The organism is Kribbella turkmenica (assembly GCF_004348725.1).
In the GTDB taxonomy this organism is placed as follows: Bacteria; Actinomycetota; Actinomycetes; order Propionibacteriales; family Kribbellaceae; genus Kribbella; species Kribbella turkmenica.
Genome location: NZ_SMKR01000234.1, coordinates 1 through 8,763 on the forward strand (window position 1 = coordinate 1; position 8,763 = coordinate 8,763).

Consider the following 8,763-nt stretch of genomic DNA (forward strand, 5'->3'; position numbering starts at 1 on the left):
GGGGAAGGTGGGCCGGGGTCTGGGCAGTGGGTGGTAGAACGGGTCGGGTGGCTCGCAGGATCAGCAGGGACGAGCTCGGGGCCTGGTTGTTGAAGCGGAACCCGGCGACGGGGTTCGAGCTGCCCAGGGCGGGCGGGGTCGCGGAGTCCTGGTGTGTGGTCCCGGGGTACCGGTCCGAGTTGATGGCTCGGGGCGACAAGGTGATCCTGTGGGTGTCCGGCGACGGGCGGCGGATGGTCCGTGGGATCTGGGGGCTGGGTACCGTGACCGGGCCGGTCGACCGGGAGCCATCGGTCGACGACCACGCGCCCGCGAAGCTCGTCGTACCGGTGGAGCTGGTCGTTCTCGGGCAGGGCGTGCCGGCCGGTGAGCTCGTGGCGGCCGGGATCACCCAGCTCGAGGTGCAGCGGTTGCCGCAGGGGTCGAATCCGTCGTGGGTGTCGAAGGAGCAGTTGGCGCGTCTGCTGCCGCTGCTGCCGCCGTGGCCGGATCGCGAGCGACCTCCGACCAGTAGCTGACTACCCGGGTCCGCCGCGAGATTGACGCCTCGGCCCGCTTGGGGGTGAGACAGTGCGGGCATGGAGCAGGCGTTCGAATTGGTGGGGTTGACCAAGGTCTTCGGGGACGAGACGGCGGTCGACGATCTCAGTCTCGCGGTGCCGAAGGGGTCGTTCTTCGGCATGCTGGGGCCGAACGGGGCCGGGAAGACGACCTCGCTGTCGATGGCGGTGGGGTTGCTGCGGCCGGACGCCGGGACGGCCCGGATCTTCGGGGTCGACGTGTGGGCGGAGCCGGCCCGGGCGAAGGCGCGGGTCGGCGTACTTCCGGACGGGCTGGGCATGCCTGAGCGGCTGACCGGGCGTGAGGTGCTCACCTACCTCGGGCTGCTCCGCGGACTGCCGGCGGACGAGGTCTCGCGCCGTACGACGGAACTCCTCGAGGTGCTCGAGCTCGACCACGAGGACGACAAGCAGGTGATCGGCTACTCCACCGGGATGCGGAAGAAGCTCGGGCTGGCCGTCGCGCTGCTGCACGCGCCGCGGCTGCTGGTGCTGGACGAGCCGTTCGAGGCGGTCGACCCGGTGTCGGCGGCCACGATCCGGACGATCCTGAGCAGGTTCATCGCCGGCGGTGGCTCGGTGGTGATGTCGAGTCACGTGATGGCACTGGTCGAGCAGCTGTGCGACCGGGTGGCGGTCGTCGCCGACGGGAAGGTCGTTGCTACGGGCACCGTTTCCGAGGTACGGGCGGGCGGCAGCCTGGAGGACGCGTTCGTGTCGCTGGTCGGGGCGTCGACCCGTGGTGCGGAGGGTTTGTCATGGCTCTCGGCCTGACCTACGCCACCTCGCAGACGCTGGTCCGGATGCGGCTGGCGGCGTTCCGGCACGCGCTGAAGGACCAGAGCCGGGTGAGCTGGATCGGCACCGGTGCGTTGCTCGGCCTGGTGCTCGCCGGCGGAACGATCTGGGTCGCCGCCACGGGTGACCAGGATCTGCTCCTCGTGGCGCTCGCGGTGTGGATGCTCGGCTGGGTCGTCGGGCCGCTGTTCGCCGGTGGCGGTGACGAGACGCTGAAGCCGGAGTACTTCAGCATGCTCCCGCTCACGCCGCGCACGCTGTCTGCCGGTCTTCTCAGCGCCGCGCTGGCCGGTGTCGCGCCGGTGATCAGTCTGTTGGCGCTGCTGAGTCTGGTGGTTCTCGGTGCTCAGCTGTCGGTCCCTGTGGCGCTCGTGGCGCTGCCGGTTGTCGTGCTGCAACTGCTGTGCTTCGTGCTGGCGTCCAGGCTGGCTGTCGCGGTGTACGGCGTACTGCTGCAGGTGCGGTCGGGTGCCGTACTCGCGGCGGTCGTCAACGCGTTCATCCTGGCGTTCAGCGCGCAGGGGTGGGCGCTGATCGCCGCGTTCGTGTCGACCGACGTGCAGGGAACCATGGCGTCCGCGGCTCGGTTCGCGCCGTCCGGCTGGGGTCTGGTCGCCGTAGACGCGGCTGGAGGCGGTGACTGGCTCCGGGTGCTGCTGGCAGTCGCTGGTCTCGCCGTACTGGCTGTGGTGATGTTCGCGGCCTGGTCCACGCTGCTGGTACGACGTACGACGGCCAGCCGGACCGGACGCAAGCCACGGCGGCTGCTGACCGGCTCTGGTCCACGTGACGCGGCTGCGGCCAAGGAAGTCCGCTCCTGGACCCGGGACCTGCTCTACGCGCATCGAGCCGTTTTCGCGGTCTGCTACGGACTGTTCTTCTGCCTGATGCCGCTCGCGGTCGGGTGGGACGGCATGCTCCCGTGGGCCGGTCCGGCTGCGCTTGTGATGGCCGGCTCCATGTCGGCCAATCTCTACGGCTCGGACGGTACGGCGCTCTGGACGACGCTGATGACTCCCGGGTCGGCCGGACCGGACGTCAGAGCCCGTCAGCGTGCGTTCCTCCTGGTGTTCGGGCCGGTGACGGTCCTCATCACCGTCTTACTCACCTGGTGGTCGGGCTCGTCGAGCTCCTGGCCGCTCGTGCTCAGCGTGCTGCCGGCCCTCCTGGGTGGCGCCGCCGGACTGGTCGTCGCGACGTCCGTGTTCGCCGCCGTGCCGACGACCGACGCTCACAAGCGGTCCGGCAACCCGCTCAACTCGGGTGAGAACGAGGGCGAGACGATGGGCATCGTCTGGGTGATGCTCATCCTGGTGTCACTCACCGCGGGACCTGCCCTCGTCGCTGCCCTCGCCTGGTCCTGGTGGGGTGTCCCCGTCGGCGTGGCAAGCGGCGTACTGGCCTGGTGGTACCTGGGCCGCGTCGCGGCGGACCGCCTCGAGCAGCGCGGCCCTGAACTCCTCACCCTTCTCCGTCACGGCCGCTCCACCACCGAACAGGCCAAGAAGACCGCGGCCCTCGCCGAGTTCCCCCGCTGGCGCCGCAACCTCGCCAACTTCTGCCTGGGCTTCGGCGCCATCCCCCTGTTCCCCCAAGCCGTCGTCCCCGCCGTCTTCAAACTCACCGGCAACAACGACACCAAGTCCTGGTTCCTGGCCCTCCACCTGGATTCCCGGTGGCGCTGGCCCGTCATCACCCTCATGGCCACCCTCGGCCTGACCATGTACGCCTACGGCGCCCTCACCTACCTCAATGCCAAGAAGGCGTCACGGCCAGATGGATGAGATCCATTCGGGGTGGTCGATGAAGGGGTTGCGGTTGTGTTGGTAGGTGGTGTGGATGATGTCGTTGCGGCGCTTCTCCACGATGTCAGGTGGGTCGGCGGCGGACCAGGCTTTGAGGACGGCGAGTCTGCCCATGTAGGGAGCGCTGCCGTTGCCGACGTCGTTGTTGAGCTCGAGGTCCGCGAAGCCGTCGGTGCCCTCGTAGCGGACGGCCATGTAGAAGATCATCCGGGCGACGTCGCCGCGGACGGCGGCGCGCGGGGCGAACGAGTCGCCGTCGGCGGTGCAGCCGGAGCACTCGGCGACCGCTGAGCCGCCGTTGTCGAAGTCGAGGTTGCCGCGGGCCGCGTTCACCGAGACGTCCTCGGGGCGCAGGTGGTGGATGTCGGTGCCGGGTCCGGTCGCGGTGCCGAAGTCGCCGTGGGACTTGGCCCAGACATGCTCGCGGTTCCAGTCGTTCGGGTCGCCGCCGTTGGTGGACTTGCTCTGCGACCGGCCGGAGTACAGCAGGATGACGTTGTTCGGGTTGGCCGGGTCCTGGTCGGTGTCCTTGAGCGCGTTCCAGACCTGGTCGTAGCTGAGCTTCGTCTGGTCGGCGATGATCGAGTGCAGTGCCGCCTTCAGGGCCGCACCGGTCTTGCCCTCGGTCCCGGCGTAGTAGTCACCCGGATCCGGTCCGGGATCCGTCGTACCGCCGCCGCTGAACGCCGTGGTGTTCTTCAGGCCGGCGTGCGAGAAGTACGCGCCGAGCGCACCGGTGACGGTGATCTTCTTCCCGAGCAGCCCGGGGTTGCTCTGCAGCCCGTACGACGACCGGAACGCCGACGTGATCTGGACGTACAGCATCGACGACGTACCGGTCTGCGACGCCGAGTCCGCCAGTGCGAGCGCGTAGTCGTTCGGGAAGTTGCTCCGGACAACGGTGTTGGTGGCGGTCGGCTGGCCGACGACGTACCCCTCGACCGTCGCGGTGGAGCCGTCCTGCCGGCCGATCGCCGTACTGACCGCGATCGGGGTGGCGGCGGACGACGGCGTGATCCCGAAGCCGAGCAACGCCAGGACGACGGTCACCAGCAGCGCGGGACGTGGACAACGAAGCACGGCATCTCCCAGGGGCGGTTGGGACCACTGCGTCGCCAGTCAGTCTGCCCGGCTCGCCGGGCCGCCGAACATCCGCGCGGGAAACGAGGAGTGAAGAGTTGAGTCGGTGGGGCGGCGAGCGTGTGAGTGCCGCTCGCCGCCCCACCTAGGTGTATGGGCCCCCATCAGGCCGCGACGAGCTGCCGCGGGCTGCTCTGCCCATCCACCAGTGAGGCGCTACTGGCGGGCAGCACCTCACCGACAAGGGGAAGGGCTAGGCCCCTCCGGCGGGTGGCGTGGTGCGGACGCCGTAACGGACCGTACTCAGTCCAGCACCCGTTGTCCACAGCTCATCTCACCCTACTGACCAGTCACTGCGTCAGCAGTTGATCGTGTTCGCATGCGTCGCCCCGGCCGAGCGGTAGGCGTTCACGCGGTCGACCGCCTCGGTCGGCGTCAGCACTTCGTTCTTCGCGTAGTAGACCCAGTCGGCGGCCTGGACATAGCTGCTCCGTCCGCCGGAGTGCACGTCCAGGTCGATGAACCACTGGTTGTAGTTCAGCGTCATCGCCCGCCGCGGATAGACGGTGTGGCCGTTGCCGTCGTCGATGTAGTACTTCACGTGGCCGTCCGCGACTGTCGCCACCAGCATGTGCCAAGCGGCGTGGCTCCACCGGCGTGCGGCGCTGATCCGCCAGCCGTCGAACGGGTCGACCTTGTACGTGTTCCAGCTGCGGATCGTCGACGGCGCACCGATGTGCATCGAGCGGATCCGGATCGCGGCCGTCTCGTGCCATCGACCGCGGCGATCGCTACCGGATCACGATTAGGCTGACCTTCCCCGACGCCTAGTGCCGCAGCCGATCGAGTACGGCGGAAGCCACCGCCGCGTCGGCCGCGCCGATGCCGGTCAGGTCGGCTACCGAGCGGCGGTCGCGGTCGATGCCGTCGCGCAGTACGGCGCCGAGCGGCAGGTCCACGTCGTCCGCGACGACGCCCGAACGGACGGCGTTGCCGAAGTCGCCGTGGTCGAGGCATTGGCCGTGGTCGTCGGTCGCGACCAGAGCATCCGCGAAGACCTCGACAGGCAGTTCGCCCTTCCCGGGCATGTCGGTGCCGATGCCGGTGATGTGGATCGCGGACCGGAACGCCTCAGCCGGCAACGCCGAGCGGGCCGACGTCGTGGCGACGACGCAGCCGGCGCCGTCCAAGCCGTCAGGCCGGGCGTCCAGCCCGTCCGCCGCGAACACCGCGCACAGCTCCCGCACCGCCACCGGCCGTCGACCCCAGACCTTCACCCGGCGCAGCGGGCGCAGCTTCCGCAGCCACTCGACCTGCAGCCGGGCCTGCTCGGCGGTCCCCAGTACGGCGACCTCGTCCACGTCGGCAGGTGTCATCGCGTCGGTGATCAGCGCTCCCGCGGCCGCCGTACGCCAGGCGGTCAGCTTGCCTTCGTCGGCGAGTACGGCGGCAGGCGCGCCGGTGGTCGCGTCGACGAGCAACATCACCCCGTTGTTGACCGACGCGAACGTGCTCGCGACCTTCACGACGAAGTACGGCGCACCCTCGACGTACCCGGCCTTCACGTGACAGTCGCCGGAGTGGGCCGGGAAGTCGAGCACCATCGGCGGCGGGACCGACGTCCGTCCCTCGGCGTGGGCGATCAACGCGTCCCGGACGGCGGCGAAGACCAGGTCCGCGGTGGCGGCCCGGCTGATCTCGGGGAGGCCCAGGACGGGCAGGGTCACGAGCGCTTCTCCAGCCAGTCGGCCCAGACGGCCAGGGCCAGTCCGGGATGGCGCCGGCCGAGACCGACCCGGAAGCGGTCGGCCGGGGTCTCGGTCAGCGCGGAGCTGTAGATGCCGGCCGGCAGCAGCAGTACGCCGGCCTGTTCCACGAGCTCGGCGCACATCGTCTCGACCCCGTCGGCCCCGAGGTAGCGCGGGAAGCAGACACACCCGCCGGCGGGCGGCGTGAACTCGAAGAGCTCCGGATAGCGGGCGAAGAACTCGGTGAAGACCGGGACGTTCGCGCGGACGATCGCGCGGTTCCGTTCGAGCAGTCGGTCACGGGCACGCAGGGCGATCAGTGCCAGCACCTCACTGGGTGCGGAGTTGCAGATGGTGGTGTAGTGCTTGGCGCGTTCGAGCTTGTCCAGCACGGCCCGGTCCCGGCAGGCGATCCAGCCGATCCGCAGTCCGGGCAGGCCGTACGCCTTCGACAGCACGTTCAGCGAGAGCGCGGTACCGGAGAGGTCCGTTGCTTGTGGCAACGGATCGCGGTCGAGCTCGAGTCCGCGGTAGACCTCGTCGCTGAAGAGCGTGATTCCACGGTCGTCGCAGAGCCGGACCAACCGCAGCCAGGCCTCCCGCGAGGGCACCGCGCCGGTGGGATTGTTGGGGAAGTTGACCGACACCATCCGGGTGTTCGGCCGCACGGCGGCTTCGACGGCGTCGACGTCGAGAGCCCACCCGTCCTCGGCCCGCAACGCGACGCCGGTGACGTCGCAGACGGCCAGTGGGACCGTCTCGGCCGCCTGGTAGTTCGGTGTGAGGACGACGAGGTGGTCGGACGGCTCCAGGAGCGTCCGCATGGCGAGGTAGATCCCCTCCTCGGCGCCGGCGAAGCACAGTACGTCGTCCGCGGACGCGTTCTCGTACGTCGACGCGATCTCCTCCCGCAGCGCCGGCAGCCCGCGGGTCTCGGTGTACCCCAGCGCCAGCGACTCCCAGCGCTCGCGGCCGTCGTCGTCCGCCAGGCCCACGAGCTCGGCCATCCCGATCGTCTGCGCGTCAGAGGCGGTCAGGTGGTAGCGGGCGGTGAACTCCCAGCGGGCGAAGTACGTCTCCAGGCGGAAGTCAGGCAGGGTCGGCATGCGACTCCTTCCGGGTCTGGCCGAGGAGTTGGTAGAGCGCTGACCGCGAGATCCGCAGCGCCCGGGCGACCGTCGGCACGGACCGCCGCTGGCTCAGCACGCCGGCGGCGTCCAGCCGGCCGAGGAGCTCGACCCGGTCGTCGCGGCTCAGCCGCTCGACCGGCTGCCCGCGTTCCCGGACGTAGGCGGCGACGATCTCGTTGAGCGTCTCGGACCAGTCGTGCTCGAACAGCGCCCGCGGCTGCCCGGCCACCGGCGCGGCGAACGCGGCCAGCAGCCGGCTCGCCTCCTCGAACGCGGTCCGGTCGACGTTCACGCAGAACACGTACGCCGGTGTGCCGTCCTCGTCCCGCATGACCGCGCTGACGCTGGACAGCCGGCGTCCGTCCGGCAGCACCTTCGGGTAGGGGCCGTACACGTCCGGCCCGCTGGTGGACAGTTCGTCCAGCTCGCCGAGCAGCGACGGGTCACCAGGCCGGCGGCCGGACAGCGGGTTCCAGATCGCGACCACCTCGTCGGTCGCCGGATCGTGCAGAACGACCTCCGCATGCGGCGACAGCAACCGCGCCAGCGCGTCCCCGATCGGCGCGAGCTGCTCAGGGTTCATGGTCTGGACAATACGTCCACGCTAGACGATTCGTCTACACGATAATGGGACTGTCGTGGCGTTGGGCACGCTTCAGGCCGAGAAGGAGCAGGCCGACGGAGATGACGCCGACGACGGCGTACGTGACGGTGCCGCCGATGGCGTCCCAGGTGGAGTGGAGGGCGACGGCCAGGGCGTACATGCCGACGAAGAAAGCGAAGTGGCGGCCGGAGGGCGCGGTCACGAACCGCCACAGACCCCAGCACGCCAGCCCGGTCCAGGCCGCGTGCCCGGCCGGCGACAGCAGGCCGCGGATGAACAGGGTCTCCTCGGCCGCGCCGACGTTGCCGTTCGACTGCAGCAGCGCGACGAACGCGTAGCCCATCGTCTCGAGGACGGCGAAGCCGGTGCCGACCGCGACCCCGATGATGATCCCCCGGCCGATCGAGGTCCGGTACCGGTGCCCGAAGAACAGCACCAGGACCGCCGGCACGACCAGCTTGGCCGCCTCCTCGATCAGCCCCACCCCGACCATCGGCAACGTGCCGAGCCGGCGCATCGCGTCGTACTCGAGCAGGCCCGCGACCACCACCCCGACGACGCCGCCGAACAACAGGCACCCGCCGAGCGTCGGCCCGTCGATCAGCCAGCGCCCGGACCGCCCGGCGGCGAACGTCACGAACGTCAGCGGTACGACGAGCGCCCCGAGCAGGATCATCGTCGGGAAGAGGTTCGGGTTCCCGGTGTCGGTGAGGACCGCGAGAACGGCCAGGTACAACGCCGCGCCGACGAGAAAGGTCCCCGCCCAGGCCCACCTGCGAGCCAGTTGTTGTGCGGTCATGGGCCCCTCCCGGCCTGGATTGAGGAGTGTAGGGAGCGCAGCGACCGGAGCGACGAGGGAAGGCCGGGAGCCAAGGGCCATGACCCGCCGAGCCGGAGGCGAGGCCACAAGTATGGCGCGGTTGCGCCATGTCGCAGAGACGGCAGTGATGGACAAGGCGGATCTCCGTGACCGGATTGCAAACTCTTTCGAAAGAAGAGGTGCGCCTGCCCTAAGCCTCTGAAGGAGAATGATGCCCC

General features: G+C 69.9%; 9 protein-coding genes. 3 read left to right on the forward strand and 6 right to left on the reverse strand.

Translation table 11 applies throughout. The annotated features are described in order from the left end of the window. Window positions 1–47: 47 nt before the first annotated feature. Genes E1218_RS33220 through E1218_RS37885 form a run of 3 tightly spaced genes read left to right on the forward strand, consistent with a single transcriptional unit; the run spans window position 48 to window position 3,142 of the window. Window positions 48–518, forward strand: coding sequence for an EVE domain-containing protein (locus E1218_RS33220; RefSeq protein WP_165949527.1), 471 nt, complete (start codon window positions 48–50; stop codon window positions 516–518). A 60-nt stretch (window positions 519–578) separates the two neighbouring features. Beyond that, window positions 579–1,334 (forward strand): ABC transporter ATP-binding protein, encoded by a 756-nt coding sequence (locus E1218_RS33225; RefSeq protein ID WP_132327011.1) that lies wholly within the window; start codon window positions 579–581, stop codon window positions 1,332–1,334. Further along, entirely contained in the window at window positions 1,319–3,142 is a 1,824-nt protein-coding gene (locus E1218_RS37885; RefSeq protein WP_132327012.1) for a hypothetical protein, read from the forward strand. The genes E1218_RS33225 and E1218_RS37885 overlap by 16 nt, the downstream gene beginning before the upstream one ends. On the opposite strand, the gene E1218_RS33235 is transcribed toward E1218_RS37885, so the two are convergent. From E1218_RS33235 to E1218_RS33260, 6 genes are all read right to left on the reverse strand, one after another. After that, on the reverse strand, window positions 3,125–4,243 hold the full coding sequence (locus E1218_RS33235) for an endonuclease (protein ID WP_233712640.1): 1,119 nt from the start codon (window positions 4,241–4,243) through the stop codon (window positions 3,125–3,127). The genes E1218_RS37885 and E1218_RS33235 overlap by 18 nt on opposite strands. A gap of 358 nt (window positions 4,244–4,601) precedes the next feature. After that, entirely contained in the window at window positions 4,602–4,985 is a 384-nt protein-coding gene (locus tag E1218_RS33240; RefSeq protein ID WP_233712641.1) for a hypothetical protein, read from the reverse strand. A gap of 85 nt (window positions 4,986–5,070) precedes the next feature. Then, on the reverse strand, window positions 5,071–5,970 hold the full coding sequence (locus tag E1218_RS33245) for an ornithine cyclodeaminase family protein (RefSeq protein ID WP_132327013.1): 900 nt from the start codon (window positions 5,968–5,970) through the stop codon (window positions 5,071–5,073). Next, the gene (locus E1218_RS33250) at window positions 5,967–7,097 is read right to left on the reverse strand and encodes an aminotransferase class I/II-fold pyridoxal phosphate-dependent enzyme (protein ID WP_132327014.1); all 1,131 of its coding nucleotides are present in this window, start codon (window positions 7,095–7,097) and stop codon (window positions 5,967–5,969) included. The genes E1218_RS33245 and E1218_RS33250 overlap by 4 nt, the downstream gene beginning before the upstream one ends. Then, window positions 7,081–7,704: a helix-turn-helix transcriptional regulator gene (locus E1218_RS33255; RefSeq protein ID WP_132327015.1), complete on the reverse strand. Its 624-nt coding sequence runs from the start codon at window positions 7,702–7,704 to the stop codon at window positions 7,081–7,083. Before E1218_RS33255 ends, E1218_RS33250 begins: the two co-directional genes overlap by 17 nt. Window positions 7,705–7,738: 34 nt before the next feature. After that, window positions 7,739–8,524, reverse strand: coding sequence for a PrsW family intramembrane metalloprotease (locus tag E1218_RS33260; RefSeq protein ID WP_132327016.1), 786 nt, complete (start codon window positions 8,522–8,524; stop codon window positions 7,739–7,741). Between the last annotated feature and the right edge of the window lie 239 nt (window positions 8,525–8,763).

Excerpts from the sequence above, each read along its gene's own strand:
- E1218_RS33260 (WP_132327016.1), bottom strand. The coding sequence starts at position 8,524 with ATGACCGCACAACAACTGGCTCGCAGGTGGGCCTGGGCGGGGACCTTT.
- E1218_RS33250 (WP_132327014.1), bottom strand. The coding sequence starts at position 7,097 with ATGCCGACCCTGCCTGACTTCCGCCTGGAGACGTACTTCGCCCGCTGG.
- E1218_RS37885 (WP_132327012.1), top strand. The coding sequence starts at position 1,319 with ATGGCTCTCGGCCTGACCTACGCCACCTCGCAGACGCTGGTCCGGATG.
- E1218_RS33240 (WP_233712641.1), bottom strand. The coding sequence starts at position 4,985 with ATGCACATCGGTGCGCCGTCGACGATCCGCAGCTGGAACACGTACAAG.
- E1218_RS33255 (WP_132327015.1), bottom strand. The coding sequence starts at position 7,704 with ATGAACCCTGAGCAGCTCGCGCCGATCGGGGACGCGCTGGCGCGGTTG.
- E1218_RS33225 (WP_132327011.1), top strand. The coding sequence starts at position 579 with ATGGAGCAGGCGTTCGAATTGGTGGGGTTGACCAAGGTCTTCGGGGAC.